Here is a 20767-nt window from a genome sequence, read left to right as displayed (position 1 = left end):
TTTTTATTGGTCAAAGGTTTTCTAAACTGATTACAAAGTTTTCCAACAGCTCGATAAGCAAACGGATATTTACTTAATCGGTTGCTAGCGTTAAAAATCAAGCTGTTAAAATTGCTAAAATCGCCTGAACCGGATCTTCACTATTTCCAGCCAAAAGTTGCTTGTGCATGGTGATCAATTGCATCACTTGAATTTGTGCAGTTTCAATATTCATTAACTTTTCAATTTGATGGGCCAAATTTTCTGCTGTGGCATCTTGTTGAATGAGCTCTTGAATCACTTTTTTGCCCGCAATAATATTCGGCAATGAATAATACGGAATTTTCACTAAAAATTTAGCAATCACATAGGTTAACCAATTCAACTTATAAAAAGTCACCATTGGACGATGTAACAATAATGCTTCAAGTGTCGCTGTCCCAGATGCCAAAGCTACAATATTGGCAGCATTCATAACCTGACGACCAATTTTTGATTCTTTATCGGTATTTTCTAGTAAATGAATTTTTGCGACCAAGTCACTTGGATAATGCTTTAATAATTCCTGAATTTGTTGTTTGCGTAAATCATTAATAGCAGGAATCAGGAACTGATAATCTGGATATTTTTGATAAAGAATTTTTGCTGCATCCAAAACCAACGGTCCAAGTCGTTCAATCTCACCACGCCGACTTCCTGGTAACAAGGCAATATGCTTTTGACTGATATCTAAACCAAGCTCTTGCTTTGCATCCAAAATTGGATTTTGTAATGGCAATTGACTTGCCAGTGGATGCCCAACAAAGGCTGCTGGTACGTCATATCGTTGATAAAAGCCCTTTTCAAAAGGAAATAGACAAAGCACTAAATCTATACTGGCTTTGATACCATGGACCCGTCCTTGTCGCCAAGCCCATACAGATGGACTGACATATTGCACCGTTTTAATCGGCAAGTTTTTCTGTTTTATACTTTTTGAAAGGCGTAAGTTAAAGTCTGGCGCATCAATACCGATAAAAACATCTACAGGATTGGCAGTCCATTTCTCGACGAGACCATCACGTACAGCAAATAATTTTTTTAAATCTTTAAGCACTTCAACAATTCCCATCACAGATAAAATATCCATTGAATAAAAACTGTTAAATCCTTCTGCAATCATTTGAGGACCACCAATCCCCTCAAATTCAGCATCAATACCTTGTTCACGAAAACGACGAATAAGTTTTGCGCCTAAAGTATCCCCAGATACCTCACCTACGACAATTCCAATTTTAAGCTTTCGATTTTGCAAGATATTCTTCCTGATCAGCACTATAACTGCATGATAGCATATTCATCAGATTTAATTGTGAATAGTCAAAACAGGATACTGCTATGGCAAATAGGTGAATTTATAAAACAATTCATCTAATTTTCTATCATTATTTTATTTTCTATTTATATTTTCAATTGCACGACGCTTGTAAGCACTTCTTACAAACAATAAACTAAGCAATAATTATTATCATTTAAGATAAACAATGTTGAATTCTCTCCCACACAGTTTTAAGTTCTCTATTCTTAGTTTAGCGGTACTCAGTGCTCAGCAAAGTTTTGCTGAAAATATTGAAAATCTACCCACGATTTCAGTTCAAGCCACAGCGGATCAAACTGAATTAAGCTCTGAACAATCAAAATCTTATATCGTTAAAAAATCAGCAAGTGCTGCCAAGCTGAATATTCCTGTCAAAGAAACACCACAAACAGTGAATGTAGTGACACGTCAGCAATTAAATGATTTTGCGCTCAATAGTGCACGTGAAGCTTTAAGTAATACTCCCGGTATTACTGTCAGCAATCAGGAAACCGAACGTTCAACCTACACCGCTCGTGGTTTTGAAATCTCAAATATTTTAACTGATGGCGTCGGCTTCCCTTCTAGCAGCTACAATTATAATAATACCAATCCTGATACATATTTTTATGATCGTATTGACGTGATTAAAGGAGCAGATGCTTTAACCAATGCTTTTGGTGATCCAAGCGCAACAATCGATTATATCCGTAAACGCCCTACGCAAGAATTTCAAGCCAATGCTGGTCTAAGTTATGGCTCTTGGAATACCCAACGCTATGAAGCAGATGTTTCAGGTGCACTCAATAAAGAAGGCAGCATCCGCGGACGTTTGATGGGTTATGAGCAAACTGGAAATTCTTATCTAGATCGTTATTCATCTGAGAAAAATGGATTTTCTGGCATCATTGATGCGGATTTAAGTGATAGCACGTTATTGACTGTCGGTTATAGCCAACAACAGAACAAACCTAATGCAAATAATTGGGGTGCCTTACCACTTCTCGGTGCAGATGGGAAACAACTTTCCTATGAGCGTAATTATAATCCCAATCCAGATTGGGCATATTGGGATAATAAGTCACAAAATGCTTTTGCTGAGTTAAAGCAAAAAATTAATGACAAGTGGACAGCTAAGCTGAGTTATAACTACACCCAAACCGACCATAACAGTAACTTACTCTATTATTTCGGTTATCCTGATCAAAATGGAGCGGGTGTAGCCCTTACCGCTTGGGGTGGAAAAGAAAATCTAAAAAGTCATTTTGCCGACTTAAATCTACAAGGCTCATATTCATTATTTGGCCGTGAACACGAAGCGACGCTAGGTTATAGTTATCTACAAAATAAACAGTATGATCAACAAACCTCAGGCACAATTAATGACAGCAATATCAATAATAATAAGACCACAGACTGGGCAAGCTGGACACCTCAATCAGTCACTTGGTCAGCGTTTAGTGATGCGGCAAACTATACCCAAAAGCTCAATTCTGTATATGCAGCAACACGACTACACTTAAACGATGATTTAAAACTTTTACTCGGTTTAAATTATGTTCAAGCTAAAAGTGAAGGTGAAAGTTACGGTTCATCAATGGCATATGACGAAAACAAAGTATCTCCTTATGCTGGCATTACCTATAACTTTAACCCTGAATACACAGGTTATCTAAGCTATACCTCTATTTTCCGCCCACAATCTGGAGTGGGTACTGATAATAAAGCACTCAAACCAGTTGAAGGTGAAAGCTATGAGGCAGGTATTAAAAGTTCATGGCTAGATGACAAACTCACTGGAACTTTGGCGGTGTTTCGAACAGAACAAAGTAATTACCCTTTACGTAACTCTGATGGAAATATTCTCAATCGAAAAGTTGAAACCAGTGACTTACGCTCTCAAGGGGTAGAAGTTGGACTGGCTGGGCAATTAACAGATCATTTGAATCTGGCATTTGGCTATAGCCAATTTAGCTTAAAAGATTTAAAAAATGGTGGAAAGGCACGTACTTACAACCCCAACCAAACCATTAACCTTTTAACCACCTATACCATTCCAGCTATACCTAAACTGAAAATTGGCGCAGCCTTACAATGGCAAGATGCAACAAAGCTGTATGACTCTACTGTAAAGAGTACAATTACCCAAGATGCTTATGCTTTAGTGAATTTGATGACCAGCTATGAGTTGAATAAGCATATTTCGCTACAGGCAAATGCAAACAATGTGACAGACAAAAAATATTTATATAGCTTTCCAGATGGTCAGGCATTTTATGGCCCATCTACAAACTATAATGTTGCAGTGAAATTTAAATACTAATCTGAATTCGCCTTAATCTTTTAGGATTAAGGCGTTTTCAATTGCAAGAAAGTGATCGTTATGCAGATTGTGCTCTACCCTTTATCAGTGCTCTATCGTTTTATACTGGCTTTTGGTATGGGCTATGTGTGCAGTTATTTAGTATCTTTAACTTTAATTGATGTGTTTTATCCTTATTTTGCCAAAGCTGAATCTATTTATTTGGCGGCATTTAGTGCACTTATTTTTTACATTATTTTTGTGATTCTAAGCTTTTGTATTCATTCTTTAAAGAAACTTACGCTGATCTGCCTAGCGTTGGTCGCTACTTTTTTCCTATTTTCCAAGTTTATAGGTTAACTCATGCATAAATCTGTTCGTCAATCTATGGCATGGTTACACTCTTGGATCGGGCTTACTTTCGGCTGGCTGTTATTTGCAATTTTTTTGACAGGTTCTGCAACATATTATCGCCATGAAATTAGTATGTGGATGCAACCACAATTCGCGAGTATGCAAATCAAACAGGAATCCGCTATACAGTCTGCCTTTGCTTATTTGCAAAAAAATGCCCCAGATGCAAAAAGTTGGTATATCGGCGTTGCAAATCAGAATACCCCTGCAAATAAAGTTTATTGGCAAAAAGCCGATGGTGGTTATGAAAGTAAAACTTTAGATGCCAATACAGGTAAAGAATTGAGTCTTTCTGCCACACAAGGCGGTGATTTCTTCTATGGGTTTCATTACCAACTTTATGGAATGCCTTATTCTATTGGACGTTTGATTGTCACCTTTGCAGCGTTAATTATGTTTATAGCCTTGATTTCAGGCATTATTACCCATAAAAAGATATTTACCGATTTCTTTACCTTAAGAGCATTTAAAGGTCAGCGTTCATATTTAGATTTTCATAATGTAAGTTCGGTAATCGCATTGCCCTTTTTCTTAACCATTACATTTACCGGCTTAGCGATCTTTTTCTATCTGCTTTTCCCCGCAGGGATGAAAAAAGCCTATCCAGATAATCCATATCAGTATTTTGATGAAATTCGTCATGTTTCAACTGCAAACAAGGCTCAACAAGCACAGCCGAAGAATATGTTATCTATTCAACATTTCCTGCAACAAACCCAACAGCAATGGGGAAAAACGAATATTGATAACATTACCGTAGATCAACCCAATACACAGCTTGCCAAGCTCACGATTACTGCCTTAGAAGATCATTCGATTACACGTGATCAAGCACAACTTAGCTTTAATGGCGCTACTGGTGCTTTAATTGGGAATACCCGTAATAACAGTGCAATTGCAACATTAAATGCCAGTATGTACGGGCTGCATATGGCGAATTTTGCCCAACCTTTATTGCGTTTAGGCTTATTTTTTTCTGGCCTCTTAGGTTGTGCAATGATTGCTTCGGGCTTATTGCTCTGGAGTTTAAAACGACAATTACAAAAGAAAAATGATCATTTTCACTTTGGGCATTATCTGGTAAACCGACTCAATACCACGATGATTATTGGTTTACCCATTGCAATGTTGGGTTATTTATATGCCAATCGTTTTGTGCAACTTCAAGCAGATACACCGAATTATGAAGTCTATACATTTTTCACTTTGTGGTTATTTAGTTTTATTATTGCGCTCTGCACAAAACAACAATATCTCTGGAAAACTCAGCTCAAGTTGCTGATTGCCATGACATTAGCCTTGCCTATTTTAAATGCCTATTATCTGATTTCTAATCAATATATTCATTCATTACAGGACTATTGGTTATTTTTACGTGTGGACTTAATGATTTGGTTGTTCGCCATTTTAGCGATTTTTTTACATCAAAGAATCACACCGATTCAAAACAAAGCTGTGGCGAAGATCAAGAAAAAGCTAGAACAAAAACCAGCGCAGGAGTCTGTGTCATGATATTGGCCTTAGCATTTCTCCTGATCCTGATTGCCAGTTATAGCTTGTATTTGGTTAGCTCAAAGCAGATCACCAAGACTCAGAAAAATAAATTGTCTGTTTTAGCGCAACACGTGAAATTGGTAAAAGTTATCGCGTTTGCGTTGATCATCTCGGCTTTATTTTTATTCAGTGTAAATTATGGCAATAGCATCTCTTTTGTGGCCTTATGTATACTGAGTAGCCCAATACTGTTTGGATTGATACTCTTTGTAAATGATTTAAAACCCAAAATAAAAAAGTAGGTATATAGCGTTTTAACACTGTGCTAGCTAAGTTTGATCAGTTTTTTAGATACTCAATGGCTAAGCTATAATTCATTGGGCTAAGCTATAATTCATTGGGCAATCCTGATTGAACCGATAAGTTTTTTAACAAGCTTTAGGCACAGTATAAATCGTTTTTATTCGATATAAATAACTGGTGTAATTTCCACGAAAACTATACAATCTACATTACCCCACTATTCTCCCAATTTCTGCTGAATTTGCCTTAAAATAATTTAAGCTGTTCAGGTTGTAAGTTCATTTCAATATTTTACAATTTAATCAATCTATAAAATTTCCACGAGGATTTTATGTTGCTGCAATGGTTTGAAAAGTTAGTAGATCCATATCCGTCGAAAGGTTTAAACGAACCATTACCCACCAAGTTCTTTCCATTTGTTTGGCAAGCCGCGACTGGTGTTAAGCGTTATTTATTGATTTTAATATTATTCACTGCTGCAACAGCAAGTTTTGAAGCTTTGTTTTTTTCACAAATCGGACATTTAGTCGATTGGTTAACACAGTCTAAACCTCAAGACTTTTTAGTAAATCATCGTGAAAATTTGATCTTTTTAAGCTGTATTTTATTAGCAAATATCTTTTTTGCCAGTATGCAATCCATTATCAGACATCAGATTTTATACAGTAGTTTTCCAATGCGTTTACGTTGGAGATTCCATAATCTAATGTTACGCCAAGGCTTAGACTTCTTCCATAATGACTTTGCTGGACGTTTATCTGCCAAAGTCATGCAGACGGCACTAGCGGTACGTGAGTTTTGGGTGATTTTGGGCGACATGGTGACTTATGTTGTCATCTATTTCATCACCATCAGCATTGTATTGGGATCAATTTCTCCTATTCTATTGATTCCACTTTTATTATGGTTGGCGTTGTTTGTTAGTGCAGCATTATATTACATTCCAAGATTAGGACGAATTTCCAAAGAACAAGCCGATGCGCGTGCGGTGATGACGGGGCGTGTAACCGATGCCTATACCAACATTCAGACAGTAAAACTTTTTGCACATGCAGGACGCGAAAGCCAGTATGCAAAAGAGTCAATGAAAGAGTTTATGCGTACAGTGTTCAAACAAATGCGTTTAGGCACTGCATATGAACTTTGTATCAATTTACTGACAGCCGTTTTATTCTTTGGGGTATTAGGTACTGCTGTTTGGTTATGGTTACAGGGTCAAGCAGCGATTGGTGTGATTGCAGCAACAACAGCCATGATTCTTAAACTTAACAGTATGGCTGAGTTTATGATGTGGCAAACCTCTGCCCTATTTGAAAATGTCGGCACAATTCAAGATGGTATGCAAACTTTAGGTCGTCAGATCAATATCCAAGACAAAGAAGATGCCAAACCACTTGTTGTGACTCAAGGTAATATTAAATTTAGCGATGTCACATTTGCTTATAACAGCAAAAAAGTCATTGATCACTTTAATTTAGACATTCAACCGGGTGAAAAAATTGGTATTGTGGGACGTTCAGGCGCTGGAAAATCCACATTAATTCAATTACTTCTACATTTTTACACCATCAATAATGGAAAAATTACCATTGATGGTCAAAATATTGAAGAAGTCACTCAAGACAGTTTAAGAAAAAATATTGCGCTTGTGACCCAAGATACTTCTTTATTACATCGTACAGTTGCGGAAAATATCAAATATGGCCGCCCTGATGCGACTGATGAAGAAATGTATGAAGCGGTAAGAAAAGCCAAAGCAGATGAGTTTATTCCGCAACTTTCAGATTTAAGAGGCCGTACTGGCTATGATGCTTATGTCGGAGAACGTGGAGTAAAACTTTCGGGTGGTCAACGTCAACGTATTGCCATTGCACGTGTATTTTTAAAAGACGCACCTATCTTAATCTTGGATGAAGCAACCAGTGCTTTAGACTCCGAAGTTGAAGCTGCAATTCAATCGAGCTTAGATGAGTTAATGCAAAATAAAACTGTGATTGCGATTGCTCACCGTCTTTCAACCATTGCACAAATGGATCGTTTGATTGTGTTAGATCAAGGTCAAATTGCAGAACAAGGTACTCACGAGGAACTGATCGCACAAAATGGTATTTATGCACATTTATGGCATAGACAGACTGGCGGTTTTTTAGTTGAACCTGAACCAAAAGCCACAGAAGATGAAGATTCAACAGTCAGCACTTCGTAAATAAAGTGTTTAAATAGCCAAATTATAAAAAACCACGTTAAAAATAGCGTGGTTTTTTATTATATAGTCAACCAGTCAAAAACTCAGACTCAAGAATATATTTTTTCATAATTAATATTTTAAATTAAATCAATTATATGCAAAAAATTATTTGATTATAAAAAGTTAGCAATGCCAAACTTTACTTTTAATATTTTAATCACTTTGCGTAGGTTATACCACATCTTATACTGCAAATAGCACACTTGAGCTTTCCGCTTACTTATCCAAATAAAACAACAACTCTTCCTTATAAATCAATAATCAAAAACAAAAAAGCTGCCTTATATAAAGACAGCTTGTGATTTAAATCTAGCCAATCAACGCTATTTAAAATGATTAATACCAATTCATTAACGAAACACCTAGACCGACATAAGTCGCACGGTGATTATAATCAATCAAGCTTTCGCCATAGCCATCAAACAATTGAAAATGCCCACGTAACTTGCCTTTAATTGGAAACGCCCAATCAAATTGCATTGCGCCATGTGAATCATCCCCACCTTTTAAAGAGTGACGTAGCATCAAAGAAAAATCATTGTCATTCCAGCGATAGAATGCAGTCAAATCACCACGACCGATATAATTTTTAATATCAGGGTTATTGTCATCCTTAAAATCTTCTTCGATGCGATACCACGGACGCACCATCAAGGCAAAATTATCTTTTTCAAAACCAAGATTTAAAATAACCCGATTCCAACTACGTGATAGCGGATCAGAACGTCCGTTTGACTGATGATTCAAAGTTAAACCCAGTAAGCGACCATTTAAACCCAATAAATTATAATTGGTTCTAAAAATCAAACTTGCTTCAGGTTCGTAATTTGTTTCACGAAATGGACGAGACTCTTCACTGTTATAAACTTGCCAGCGAGACGATTGGGTATAACCAACCCAAACATCACCATTGTTCCCAAAAATATTTTCGGCAGCTTTGGTTTTTAAAGAAATCTGAAATTTAGCTTCCATTGACTTTAAATTTTGATCTTCATCCACGGTGTTTTGAGGATTTGGACTCTGCGGAAATTCATTTTTCTTGCTGGTCCAAAATGCAGGAAGCAAATAAACAGGTTGATTCGCGCGAATATTCCACGTACCTAATTTACTGTCTTGAGAAAGCTCCCAACGTCGATCAAGTAATGAGGTATTGGGGTCAATTTTATCACCATGAATGGCAAATAAATTTTCTGCTTTTTGGGTGATTTTATCTTTGAGTGTTTCAGGTTCAACATTGGCTTTTTGAATATCTAAAGCAGCACGTTGCTCTGACACCAAGACTTGCGGAGCAACGGTAGGTGTTTTAAATATTTTATCGTAACAAGCCAAACGGTCAGCATTAGATTCGAGCGCAACACAGGCTTGCGTACTTGCAGGATTCACTTGTGCAGTATCATCTGCATGAGCAATGGTCACCAAACCAAAACTGAGCATCATTAAGATGCTCAGATTCAATGGTGTACGTTCAAAATTTTTGAACGACATAGAATTCTCCAGAAAGAATTTATAGGGTTAATTTACTTTCTTAATTTCAAAACCTAATTGTTCCAACACTTCTTTTTTGGCAACTGGAGCGACTACAGCTCTTACAGGCTTTTGCTCAAGTAAATAAGTTTGTGTGACACGCTTAAGATCGTCAATAGTAACGTTTAATAAGCGCTCGCGTAATTGCTTTCTAAACGCAGGTGTACGTCCATGAAGCAATGCATAACATGCAGTAATGGCCTCACCTGCGGGTGAACCAGGTTTATCCATACTAGAAACCAGACCAAGAATGGCTTCTTCAAGCTGATAATCATGCTGCTCTTTATTTAACAACCAATCTAAACTTGCTTCAAAGTCTTGGAAAGTTTCTGCAAGGCGTGGATCACGATAACTATAGAATCGGAACGAGCAAGCATTGCCATCATAACTTGCGCCCCCACCATATGCACCACCCTTTTCACGAATAGCACTATGCAGGAAACCATTGCGTAAATAGCCTGCAAGCACCATCAACGGCGCTGCATCTGGATGGGCAACATCTACAGCTTGGTAAGCAGAAGCACAAAATTGAACATTGGCTTGAATTAACCACGCTTGATCTGCATTGCTCTCATCCATAGCCACTTGCGTTAAATAGACAGGAGATTGATCAACTGCAAGTTTATCCCAAACCGTTTGCACTTCTTCAACTAAACGCTCTGAATGATGCTCTTCACACACCAATAAAAATTGTTTTGGTGCAAGCATTAAGCCTTTATGAATTGATTTTAACTCATCTATAAACGCATCATATGCCGCATCATCTTTTTCAATTTTTGCGATCAAATCACCTAGCCAATTCAATGCGCCTAGGCCAGTATTGTCATAATCACGTTTTGCCAACGCACTCATATGACGTGAGGCAATTTGCATGGCATAACTATGCCCAGAACCCGATAAACGAGAAGCCCAACGTGTTTTACGTTGTTGTAAAAGTTCGATAATACGATCTTTTTCATCAAAACGTAGTTGCTCAAAAGCCAATTTAAGCAACTGAATTGCATCAAACTTATCCGTTAAAGATTTGGTTGTTAAGGTCAACCATGCACTAATTTGACCTTTGTCATCGGTTTTAGAACGAAGTGAAGCACCCATTCCCAAACCACCACTAACAGCCGTCTGTAACTGTTGAAGTTCAAGATAATCATATTCGCCCGCACCCACTTCTCCCATGAGAACAGACAGTAAGTTAAAATAAGGCGATTTTACAATTTGATCTGGAATTTGAATCAATACTTGTTGGTAGTAAATTCCATTTGTGCCTGCATGGTACAGATTCAATGGTGTATCTACCCCATTGCAAATCACTTCACGCAATTGACCTTGAACAATGGCCAATTCAGCTGGAATGTCTTCCAAACCGACTTTAGGCAATAAGCTCAAATCATCTGGAGTTTCTTGACGAATTTTTAAAGCTTCTGTCTGAGCAATAATTTCAGCTTTATCTGCTTCTGACAAAGCCTCACCAATTTTCGCCAAACGTGCTTTTTCATCTTCTGCTTCTTGAGCAGATTTATTTGCATCTGGAACTAAAGTCATTTGTACACGATGCGGATTATCCAATAAATGAACTTGAATCAAGTTGGATAACCACATCGGATCTTTGAGTTCTTCTTTTACTTCTGCAATGGCAGTATCCACATCCCAAGCATGGATTGGATCATTATGATGAATTGCATTGCCCAAACCATTGAGAATCAGTGTTAAACCATACGGCGTACCATCACCACTGATTTCACGTTGATGTAATTCAATTTGATGCAAAATTGCATCGACCATGTCTTTATCAATAGGCTTTGAAGCAACGTCTTGAAGAATATTAAGCACGCCATTTTTAAATTCTTCAGTATGTTCAGGATTTGAACCTTGAACTCCACAATAGAACGTCATTTCATAGTTAGAATCATCTACACCCATGATTGGACCTATAGACTGTGCATAACCACATGTTTCTAAATAATGGCGCAACGGCGAAGCAGAGTTTTCTAAAAGAATCCCTTCAACCAAACGCATACCTAGGCGAAGTTTAACATCACTGGTTTTTGGCAATAACCAAGACAAAATATGATAAGTCTTGTCTGTTAAATCTTCTGCATCAACAGCATAGGTTTCTTGTACTTCAATCGGTGCTGTTAGTCTTTGCTCCTCTTTAGAGTAAATCGTTTCACCTTTACTGAATTTAGACAGCGCCAACTTTTCAAATTGTTCTTGCAATTTATAAGCAGGTTCATCACCAAAGGTCATAAATACCGCATTACTTGGATGATAATGTGATTTATAGAACGCCACTAACTCATCATAAGTTAAGTCAGGAATATCCTTCGGATCACCACCAGAATTATAATGATAAGTCGTTTTCGGGAACAAATGATGTGCAAGCTGATGGTAAAGCTGATCTGAAGGTGAACTCATTGCCCCTTTCATTTCATTAAATACCACGCCTTTATAAACAGGCTCACCATTTTCCAACTCAATACGAATACCTTCTTGAGCAAAATCCAATGGATTTAAATTGGCTGCAAAAGCCGCGTCCAAATAGACTTCCAAAAGGTTTTGGAAATCCTTTTTATTTTGGGTTGCAAATGGATAAGCGGTCCAATCAGCTGCTGTAAACGCATTCATAAAAGTATTTAATGAACGACGAATCATCAAAAAGAATGGATCACGTACTGGGAATTTCTCTGAACCACACAATGCTGTATGTTCAAGAATATGTGCCTCACCTTTGGAATCCATTGGTTGAGTACGGAAAGCAACAAGGAACACATTTTCGTCGTGATCAGTTGCTAAATGGTAGTGCATTGCACCAGTCACTTTATGTTTATATTCAGACACTAAAATGTCTAAAGCTTCTACATGGTGTTGACGTACCAGCTGAAACGCAGGATGAACAGTTTGAGATAAGGTTTCAGTGACATCTACAGTCATGCGATCTCCAATATTAAATGTTTATCTATACGTTCAAGTATAACCGAAACTTAAATAAATGCGATTCATTCCTAACACTAATTCTTAGTAAATCAATCAGGATTAACCGTGACTTGCTGCTGAAATATCAAGAATACGCAATGCGATAAATAAAAAAAGTGATGATCAAAGGATTCGATCATCACTGTAAAACTTAACTTTTTAACTCAATATTTTTAAATTAGTAATACTTATGTTTTTTCTGTATCCCAACGCTGAGCAATAAAAATACAGATAAAAATCGCAATCAATAATACAGCCGATGCAGTGAAACGACTCAGGGCTAATCCACCATGATCAATTGGTTTATCCAGAAAATCACCAACCACAGCGCCTAATGGTCGAGTAAGCACAAATGCGCTCCAGAACAAAATAACCCTTGAAGTTTTTGTAAATAAATACAAGGCGATGACGATGAGAATCAAAACCACATACAGCACAATCCCACCGCTATAACCCAGTCCTGCTGTATCTGATGACCAATCCCCCAATGCAGTACCTAAAGTTTGTGAAAAGGTAATGGTTAACCAATAGAACAGTTCTGCACGAGGCTGATTGATATGTGGTGAAATTGTTCCTTCGACTTTGTACCAAGCATATAAAGTCAACAATACCAAACTGAGTAATAACGTACTTCCACCTAAATAACCAATACCCAGTGAACGATCGACAAAGTCTGCTAGTGTCGTCCCCACTGTCGTACTTGCAATAATGGTAAACCAATATAAATAGGGGTGAAAAGCTTTAGCACGAATTTGAAAATAGACAAAAGCGATAAAGATAAAAGCAAAGATAAAGGTACCGACCAAATACCCTAAATTAAGTGACATTGAAACAGCATCGCCAGCCGTTTCACCAAAAGTGGTTGCAAAGATTTTGGTGATCCAAAACAGTAATGTGACTTGCGGAACTTTAGAAATCAGTACATCTAAATCATTTTGCTTCATTTGATTTATTCAGCAATTATGCGTTAAAAGCTATATTCTATGCTTCGACTTAAAATAGAATTAAAAACGTGATAAAAGTCACTTTACCCTGTTAAAAACTGAGTCATCATTTGTATTTAGCGCTTATCAAGACTTCATAAAAGCGGATATATGTCTGATGTAGCTTGAGAATTTTTATAGAAAAGAATTGCTTAGGCTATTTTTTAGTATTTTTATCAAGAAAACTTTTTTGCAGACCAACACGGATTCATTTCCAAAAATAAACATAACCTTAAAGCTTATCGTTGTAATTCAGCAGCACCATTTTCAAATGATGCTGTTACTCAGAGTTAGAGGTATAGACCAAGGGATTTCCAAATTCACTAAATTAAATATTTAAAGTAATTATAATTTGGGTGATTTGAGACAAAAACATAATTTTGCTTTTGATAAAATGGCGCTGCATCTTTTTCACTACTTAAGCACAATGCAGAAAAATTAGATTTTGCTCTTTTTTCAAGTTCGAGCAATAAACTTTTACCCAATCCAGTTTTGCGATATTCAGGCAATACATAGAAACGGCGTACCCGACCAATTTTATGCTGAGTTTCTGAGTTCTGCTTTGTATCACCATCCTCACTGATTTGAATATTTAAACCACCGCATGCAACCAGTTTATCTCCATCAAATGCAACCAATAAAAATTCACCATGTCGATTAAATCTATTGCTGCCTTGCTGAAACTCATCAACCAAACGTTGAATAAAATGAAACCCTTCTTTTTCAGCAACTACGGCTAAATCTTGAATTTGCGCAGGCAATTGATCTACCTGTTGAATTAAAATATTCACTCAACCTCCAATATGTTTAGGGTTTGTAGACAGTTTTAACTTAATGCCTATGTTTATTTCTCAACAAAACCTAGCCGAGCGATCTCAATCAATCACATTGAAACAATCTAATTTAATCACGCACACTGATCAACACAATGGCTTAAACTACGCAATAATCGTCTCAAAAACAGGTTTTGTTCAGCACACCAGCAAGTTGTAAAATTCCAACAAACCATATTTGACAAATGTAATTGAAATTTTTTCAACAAACTACTGTAAAGCTGAGCATTCGTGTAAACTTTATGTTTTTAACATTGATGTGATGAAGAACATGGCTACAGTTGACCTTTTTGCAATTGGTAACGCGCTCATTGACCAAGAATTTAAAGTATCAGATCTCTTTTTAGCTGAACAAAATTTGCAAAAAGGCACCATGCAACTCGCAGATGGTGAATCTCAAACTCGGCTATATAATAATTTAAAAGCCAGCCAAAATTATAAAGGTCAAGCATCTGGCGGTTCAGCTGCCAATACCACAGTGGCATTCAGTGCATTAGGTTCTTCAGCATTTTATGCATGCCGTGTGGGAAATGATGATCTAGGCACAATTTATCTCGATGGTTTAAATGAAGCAGGCATCAAAACGTCGAAAAAATCGATCAGTGAAGGTGTTACGGGTACATGTATGGTTCTGGTCAGTGAAGACTCAGAACGTACGATGCAAACTTATCTCGGCATTACCGCAGAACTTTCAGATCTACAAATGGATTTTGAACCTTTAAAAACAGCGCAATGGTTATATATCGAAGGTTACTTGTCTACAAGTGATTCAGCACGCGCAGCCGTAAAACAAGCACGTCAAATCGCCCGAGATCACAAGGTTAAAATCGCATTAACCCTATCTGACCCGGCAATGGTGCAATATGCACGCCAAGGTCTAAATGAATTAATCGATGATGGTGTAGATCTAATTTTCTGTAATGAACAAGAAGCCATGATGTATACAGAAACTGACTCTGTAGAAGCTGCGCTGAATCAATTAAAAACACTAAGCACTGATGTGGTGATTACACTCAGTGAAAAAGGTGCATTAGTCGCAGATCAAAAACAACATTTTTATGTTCAAGGTCGTAAAGTAAATGCAGTCGATGCAAATGGTGCTGGTGATGCATTCTCAGGTGCTTTCTTATATGCTTTAAACAATGGTGAAAATTTACAAACCGCGGCACAACTTGCTATTCTTATTTCAAGTGAAGTGGTGTCTAAGTTTGGACCACGCCTAGACGTTGCAGAATACGCAAATCTACTCGAAACGTTCAAAAAGGAATGTGCATAAATGTCTGAAAAAATTGCAATGACCGATGAAATTGAAGAGCGTAAGGCACGTGCGTTTGACACAATGACTGGTGATACCATTTTTATCACTCAACGTGATGGCGCATTTTATGCCTACCAAAATGTCTGCCCTCACCTACAAACTGAACTGGAATTTCTGGAAAATCAGTTTTTAGATCAAGACGGCGAATATATTCAATGCTCGACGCATGGTGCTTTGTTTGAAGTTGAAACAGGTGAATGTATTTCAGGACCATGTCTGGGTGATAAACTTGAAAAAGTAAGTATTTCAGTCCATTCAGATGGTGGTATCTACATCGAGGACGAATAAGGTTGGAAACTGCCATGCTTGGATTCTTATTTGAACATGAATTAATGCCCTTTCACCTCAGTGTCTTGGCTTTAATTCTGCTGAGTATGGCAGAAACTTTTGGCTACTATATCGGCTTACGGCCAAGTACCTTTCTGAAAAAAATTTCACCAGATTGGCTCATTGAGTCGCCCCTGTTACAAGTTAAATTTTCCAAAGTACTTATTTTCGTTTTTTTATTATTGAATTTTAGTTTTGCAGGCTATTTTTTACAGCTCTCTATCTTTGCAAGCAAACAAGTATTTGCCGCTTGGTATTATGTAGTTTTACCCGCATTGGTGATTGCAATCTTCTTTACCGTGTTTATGATTCATTGTTTGGATCAGGTGATAAAACCTAAAGTTACGTTGAATCAAGTTGACTTGCTTGGACGATTGGCCACAGTCTCTAGTGGTAATGCACGACCTGGGTTTTCAGCTCAAGCACGGGTCCGTGATGAAAATGGACAACTGCACTATATCCAAGTCGAACCAGAATTTGGTGAATTAGAATTTCAATCGCAAATCATCTTAATACGTTTTAGAAAATCACATTATATTGCCAAGAAAATTTCGATCTCAAATCATCTATTTAGTTCAGATCAGTATTAAAAGTCTGACTCGGTTGAGCACGTCCAATACCTTTATTACGTCTCCAGCTGAATCTAATCATAACTTGCCCTCATTTTGGCCAACTTGCAATTTTAGCTTCAATCCGTGCACAAAATGACGCAATTTGAGCTTGAGTAAGTGATTCAGCTTTATACAGTGACAATATTTGAAAATGGCATTTTGGTGCGCAGGTACTCAATAATGCGATTTTCAATATGCGTTTTACTGGTTGCCAAAGTACCAAACGATCTACCCACCAAGCTGAACCCAATGAAGTAATCGCCAATGTGTATTTTAGGTTGTCGAGTTTAGGTTGAATTGCACCCAAATCGTTTGCATGATCATAAGCAACTCCAGGAGCCCAAATACGATCAAACCAGCCTTTCAGTATTGCAGGAAAACCAAACCACCAAGTCGGAAAGACCAGTATTAAAGCTTCTGCGGAAAGTAAATCATCTATATTCTCTTTGACAGCTGTTTGATCAAATGTAGGACTGTAATAACTTTGACGTTCCTCATCTGTCAGTGCGGGTGAAAAACCAGAGGCGTACAGATCTTCAACCACAACTTCATGACCATTGGCAATTAAAGTCGCTATTGCGGTCTTCGCCATGCTTTGACAAAGACTATCAGTTACAGGGTGAGCAATAACAACTAAACATTTCATGGTGATTTCCTTTCAGCTCAATCAGTTATAACTTATTAGATAAAATGAACAAGAATTTAAATCATTGAACTTCAGCAAAAATCCAAATATAGATGAAGTTGTACATAATCAAATAAATACCCAACTATCAAAATAGAAACATCTTTTAACTTTTAATTATGACTAAAATTTAAGCATAAATCACGATAATTGTTCCCCCCATATTTGTTACTCAATTGGAATTTTTCTAAAATAATAAACTCAACAAAAATTTAAACCAACCTTTTTAATCGGAATAATTTTTCATCAAATTTAATTCAAACTAATTTAGTTGGTTTAATAAAATCTAAACAATACTATTTTACTAGGTTTTATTTTTATTAATTACAAGTGTTTTAATCAACTTTAAAATGAATAAAAATTAGTATATTTTTTAACATAACAAATTTTTAAGTTATTGTTTAATATCATCTTAATAATATATTTTTATTTTAACTGTTTTATCTATTTATTTCTTGTTGCGTTTTGTTTAATAATATAAGCATATTTAAATAATAGGCTTAACGCATGAGCTTAAAACCTAACGATTTAAACCGTCGGCTTGTCAGAGAAATTGCAGTCATATTAATAATTAAGATTGCCCTTTTAATGACGATCAAACATATCTGGTTTGATGCACCGACTATTCCTAAAGATTTTGATAACCAAGTTGCTGAGCGTATTGCTGGCAGTCCTTCCCAAATCAAGGAGACACGTTGATGATTTCTGAAAGCGTGGTCGATCTTTCGCGGTTCCAATTTGCAATGACCGCGATGTATCACTTTATATTTGTACCACTTACTCTAGGTCTGGCTTTTATTCTTGCCATTATGGAAACCACTTATGTGATTTCTGGTAAAGAAATTTATAAAGACATGACCAAATTCTGGGGCAAACTTTTCGGTATTAACTTTGCTTTAGGTGTAACCACTGGTCTGACCATGGAATTCCAGTTCGGTACAAACTGGGCGTACTACTCTCACTATGTGGGTGATATTTTTGGTGCGCCACTTGCCATTGAAGGATTGATGGCATTCTTTCTAGAATCAACTTTTATTGGTTTATTCTTCTTTGGCTGGGATCGCCTTTCAAAAGTTCAACATTTAAGTGTGACATGGTTAGTTGCGCTGGGTTCGAATTTATCCGCATTATGGATTTTAGTTGCCAATGGTTGGATGCAAAATCCTGTCGGTTCAGAATTTAATTTTGAAACCATGCGTATGGAACTTGTCGATTTTGGTGCTTTGATTTTTAACCCAGTAGCTCAAGTGAAATTTGTTCACACGGTGTCTGCTGGTTATGTCACTGGTGCAATCTTTGTTCTCGCCATTTCAAGCTATTACTTATTGAAAAAACGTGATTTACCATTTGCGCGTCGCTCTTTCGCCATCGCTGCAATCTTTGGTTTAGCATCTACACTTTCAGTCATCTTATTGGGTGATGAATCTGGTTATGAGCTTGGTGATGTTCAAAAAACCAAGTTGGCTGCAATTGAGTCTGAGTGGGAAACACATCCAGCACCTGCGCCATTTACTTTATTTGGTATTCCAAATCAGGAAGAACAACGTACTGACTATGCCATAAAAATCCCGTATGCAATGGGTATTATTGCCACACGTTCACTCGATAAAGAAGTCACAGGGCTTAAAGATTTGATGGTTCAACATGAAGCACGTATCCGTAATGGTATGGTGGCATATAGCGAACTCGAAAAACTTCGTGCTGGTGACCGTTCGCCTGAACTTATGGCATCGTTCAAAGAAAACCAAAAAGATTTAGGTTATGGCTTACTTCTTAAAAAATATACTGAAAATGTAACAGATGCTTCTGAAGCACATATTCAAGCAGCAACAAAAGATACCATTCCAAATGTAACCGCATTGTTCTTCTCTTTCCGTGCAATGGTCGCTTCTGGTTTCTTGATGCTACTCCTGTTTATTCTTGCAACATTTGCTGTGGCAAAACGTAATGCAGAAAATAAACCATGGTTACTTAAATTTGCATTGTTTGCACTGCCATTACCTTGGATTGCAGCACAAACAGGTTGGTATGTAGCAGAAGGTGGTCGTCAACCGTGGACTATTGGTGAGGTACTTCCTACACATCTCTCTGCCTCAAGTTTAAGCACTGGCGATGTATGGGGATCAATCATTGCATTAGCCGCGTTCTATACGGTGTTATTGATTATCGAAATGTATTTAATGATCAAATTCTCACGCTTAGGACCAAGCTCTTTACATACAGGTAAATATCACTTCGAGAAACTTGAAGCTCAGCAAGCTCAAACTGGGGAGAATCAATCATGATCGAATATGAACTTCTCAAAATTATCTGGTGGGTTTTAGTCGGTGTTCTACTGATTGGCTTTGCCCTCACAGATGGTTTCGATATGGGCTCAATGGCACTGATGCCATTTGTAGGTAAAACTGATGATGAACGCCGTGCAGCAATCAACACCATTGCACCGCATTGGGAAGGCAACCAAGTTTGGTTCGTGACTGCGGGTGGCGCACTATTTGCTGCTTGGCCTATGGTTTATGCAACGGCTTTCTCAGGTATGTATTGGGCGCTCTTACTGGTCTTATTTGCACTCTTCCTTAGACCTGTTGGCTTTGACTATCGCTCTAAACTGCAAAATACCCAATGGCGTAATTCTTGGGATTGGGGCTTATGTATCGGTGGTGCTGTACCTGCGCTGGTTTTCGGAGTTGCATTTGGTAATATGTTCTTGGGCGTCCCGTTTACTTTAGATGAGACTGTACGTTCAACTTATACAGGTAGCTTCTTTGCCCTGCTTAATCCATTTGCATTGGTCTGCGGTATTGTAAGTTTGTCGATGCTTTGTGCACATGGTGGCGCATGGTTAATGCTGCGTACAGATGGTGTATTACGTCAACGTTCTGCTAAAGCAACACAATTGATGGGTATTCTCTTCTTAGTTACCTTCTTGGGCGTGGGTGCTTGGTTATATTTTGGTGGCATCGAAGGATATACTTTGGTACAACCATTTAATACCAATGCTGTTGCCAATCCGCTTGCGAAAGAAGTATTAACAACGGGTAACCATGGTTGGATGAATAACTATTCAATTTACCCAATCACCATGCTTGCACCTATTTCTGCAATCCTTGGCGCAATCCTGATTATCTTTGGTGCTGGTAAAAACAAAGCTGGTGTCAGCTTTACAGGTTCTAGCTTAGCGGTGACGGGTTCAATTTTAACTGCTGGTTTTGCACTGTTCCCATTCTTAATGCCATCAAGCATTAACCCAACTGTAAGTTTAACCATGTGGGATGCGGTTTCAAGTAAGAATACATTGACAGTAATGACTGTGGTTGCTTCTATATTTGTGCCAATTATTTTAATCTATACCACATGGTGTTATTACAAAATGTGGGGCGTTATCACCAACAAACATGTTCAAGATAACTCACACAGCCTGTACTAAGGCTGTGTCTAAG

16 protein-coding genes are annotated in these 20767 nt (G+C 37.5%); 10 read left to right on the top strand and 6 right to left on the bottom strand.

Annotated elements, in window-relative coordinates:
- Positions 1-97 precede the first annotated feature (97 nt).
- Positions 98-1273 carry a lipid-A-disaccharide synthase gene (gene lpxB / locus PYV58_RS09350; protein WP_034613913.1) on the bottom strand — a complete coding sequence of 392 codons (1176 nt, stop codon included), beginning with the start codon at positions 1271-1273 and terminating at the stop codon, positions 98-100.
- A 229-nt stretch (positions 1274-1502) separates the two neighbouring features.
- Here lpxB and PYV58_RS09345 point away from each other — a divergent pair, with 229 nt between their 5' ends.
- From PYV58_RS09345 to PYV58_RS09330, 4 genes are all read left to right on the top strand, one after another.
- Positions 1503-3638 carry a TonB-dependent siderophore receptor gene (locus PYV58_RS09345; RefSeq protein WP_034613911.1) on the top strand — a complete coding sequence of 712 codons (2136 nt, stop codon included), beginning with the start codon at positions 1503-1505 and terminating at the stop codon, positions 3636-3638.
- A gap of 60 nt (positions 3639-3698) precedes the next feature.
- A complete protein-coding gene (locus PYV58_RS09340) occupies positions 3699-3977 on the top strand; it encodes a hypothetical protein (RefSeq protein ID WP_034613909.1) in 279 nt (92 codons plus the stop codon).
- 3 nt (positions 3978-3980) lie between these two features.
- Positions 3981-5543 carry a PepSY-associated TM helix domain-containing protein gene (locus PYV58_RS09335; RefSeq protein ID WP_034613907.1) on the top strand — a complete coding sequence of 521 codons (1563 nt, stop codon included), beginning with the start codon at positions 3981-3983 and terminating at the stop codon, positions 5541-5543.
- Between the two features lie 619 nt (positions 5544-6162).
- Complete coding sequence (locus PYV58_RS09330) at positions 6163-8034, top strand: ABC transporter ATP-binding protein (protein ID WP_171077769.1); 1872 nt, start codon at positions 6163-6165, stop codon at positions 8032-8034.
- 378 nt (positions 8035-8412) lie between these two features.
- Here PYV58_RS09330 and PYV58_RS09325 read toward each other — a convergent pair whose 3' ends face one another.
- The 4 genes from PYV58_RS09325 to PYV58_RS09310 form a co-directional block, all read right to left on the bottom strand.
- Positions 8413-9561 (bottom strand): phospholipase A, encoded by a 1149-nt coding sequence (locus PYV58_RS09325; RefSeq protein ID WP_004822164.1) that lies wholly within the window; start codon positions 9559-9561, stop codon positions 8413-8415.
- A gap of 27 nt (positions 9562-9588) precedes the next feature.
- Positions 9589-12528 (bottom strand): insulinase family protein, encoded by a 2940-nt coding sequence (locus PYV58_RS09320; RefSeq protein WP_034613899.1) that lies wholly within the window; start codon positions 12526-12528, stop codon positions 9589-9591.
- A 230-nt stretch (positions 12529-12758) separates the two neighbouring features.
- Entirely contained in the window at positions 12759-13514 is a 756-nt protein-coding gene (locus PYV58_RS09315; RefSeq protein ID WP_004822168.1) for a hypothetical protein, read from the bottom strand.
- Between the two features lie 362 nt (positions 13515-13876).
- Positions 13877-14344 carry a GNAT family N-acetyltransferase gene (locus PYV58_RS09310; RefSeq protein WP_004822170.1) on the bottom strand — a complete coding sequence of 156 codons (468 nt, stop codon included), beginning with the start codon at positions 14342-14344 and terminating at the stop codon, positions 13877-13879.
- A 313-nt stretch (positions 14345-14657) separates the two neighbouring features.
- Between PYV58_RS09310 and PYV58_RS09305 the strand changes: the two genes are divergently transcribed.
- Genes PYV58_RS09305 through PYV58_RS09295 form a run of 3 tightly spaced genes read left to right on the top strand, consistent with a single transcriptional unit; the run spans position 14658 to position 16621 of the window.
- On the top strand, positions 14658-15662 hold the full coding sequence (locus PYV58_RS09305) for an adenosine kinase (protein WP_034613897.1): 1005 nt from the start codon (positions 14658-14660) through the stop codon (positions 15660-15662).
- Positions 15663-15680: 18 nt separating this feature from the next.
- A complete protein-coding gene (locus PYV58_RS09300) occupies positions 15681-15992 on the top strand; it encodes a Rieske (2Fe-2S) protein (protein ID WP_171077768.1) in 312 nt (103 codons plus the stop codon).
- 14 nt (positions 15993-16006) lie between these two features.
- A complete protein-coding gene (locus PYV58_RS09295) occupies positions 16007-16621 on the top strand; it encodes an OB-fold-containig protein (protein WP_004822174.1) in 615 nt (204 codons plus the stop codon).
- Positions 16622-16691: 70 nt separating this feature from the next.
- On the opposite strand, the gene PYV58_RS09290 is transcribed toward PYV58_RS09295, so the two are convergent.
- Positions 16692-17288 carry an NAD(P)H-dependent oxidoreductase gene (locus tag PYV58_RS09290; RefSeq protein ID WP_034613892.1) on the bottom strand — a complete coding sequence of 199 codons (597 nt, stop codon included), beginning with the start codon at positions 17286-17288 and terminating at the stop codon, positions 16692-16694.
- A 546-nt stretch (positions 17289-17834) separates the two neighbouring features.
- On the opposite strand from PYV58_RS09290, the gene cydP reads away from it, so the two are divergent.
- From cydP to cydB, 3 genes are read left to right on the top strand one after another with little or no spacing between them, the layout of a single operon-like run.
- Positions 17835-18026 (top strand): cytochrome oxidase putative small subunit CydP, encoded by a 192-nt coding sequence (cydP, locus tag PYV58_RS09285; protein WP_004719678.1) that lies wholly within the window; start codon positions 17835-17837, stop codon positions 18024-18026.
- Complete coding sequence (locus PYV58_RS09280) at positions 18026-19612, top strand: cytochrome ubiquinol oxidase subunit I (RefSeq protein ID WP_004719676.1); 1587 nt, start codon at positions 18026-18028, stop codon at positions 19610-19612. The genes cydP and PYV58_RS09280 overlap by 1 nt, the downstream gene beginning before the upstream one ends.
- Positions 19609-20754 (top strand): cytochrome d ubiquinol oxidase subunit II, encoded by a 1146-nt coding sequence (gene cydB, locus PYV58_RS09275; protein WP_034613889.1) that lies wholly within the window; start codon positions 19609-19611, stop codon positions 20752-20754. Before PYV58_RS09280 ends, cydB begins: the two co-directional genes overlap by 4 nt.
- The last annotated feature ends 13 nt before the right edge of the window (positions 20755-20767 follow it).

This window comes from Acinetobacter sp. TAC-1 (assembly GCF_029025845.1).
Classification (GTDB): domain Bacteria; phylum Pseudomonadota; class Gammaproteobacteria; order Pseudomonadales; family Moraxellaceae; genus Acinetobacter; species Acinetobacter guillouiae.
This window is presented reverse-complemented; position numbering and strand designations above follow the sequence as displayed.

Coding starts and splice junctions, on each gene's coding strand:
- PYV58_RS09315 (WP_004822168.1), bottom strand. CDS start 13,514: ATGAAGCAAAATGATTTAGATGTACTGATTTCTAAAGTTCCGCAAGTC.
- PYV58_RS09325 (WP_004822164.1), bottom strand. CDS start 9,561: ATGTCGTTCAAAAATTTTGAACGTACACCATTGAATCTGAGCATCTTA.
- PYV58_RS09335 (WP_034613907.1), top strand. CDS start 3,981: ATGCATAAATCTGTTCGTCAATCTATGGCATGGTTACACTCTTGGATC.
- cydP (WP_004719678.1), top strand. CDS start 17,835: ATGAGCTTAAAACCTAACGATTTAAACCGTCGGCTTGTCAGAGAAATT.
- PYV58_RS09300 (WP_171077768.1), top strand. CDS start 15,681: ATGACCGATGAAATTGAAGAGCGTAAGGCACGTGCGTTTGACACAATG.
- PYV58_RS09290 (WP_034613892.1), bottom strand. CDS start 17,288: ATGAAATGTTTAGTTGTTATTGCTCACCCTGTAACTGATAGTCTTTGT.
- PYV58_RS09295 (WP_004822174.1), top strand. CDS start 16,007: ATGCTTGGATTCTTATTTGAACATGAATTAATGCCCTTTCACCTCAGT.
- PYV58_RS09280 (WP_004719676.1), top strand. CDS start 18,026: ATGATTTCTGAAAGCGTGGTCGATCTTTCGCGGTTCCAATTTGCAATG.
- cydB (WP_034613889.1), top strand. CDS start 19,609: ATGATCGAATATGAACTTCTCAAAATTATCTGGTGGGTTTTAGTCGGT.
- PYV58_RS09340 (WP_034613909.1), top strand. CDS start 3,699: ATGCAGATTGTGCTCTACCCTTTATCAGTGCTCTATCGTTTTATACTG.
- PYV58_RS09305 (WP_034613897.1), top strand. CDS start 14,658: ATGGCTACAGTTGACCTTTTTGCAATTGGTAACGCGCTCATTGACCAA.
- PYV58_RS09345 (WP_034613911.1), top strand. CDS start 1,503: ATGTTGAATTCTCTCCCACACAGTTTTAAGTTCTCTATTCTTAGTTTA.
- PYV58_RS09320 (WP_034613899.1), bottom strand. CDS start 12,528: ATGACTGTAGATGTCACTGAAACCTTATCTCAAACTGTTCATCCTGCG.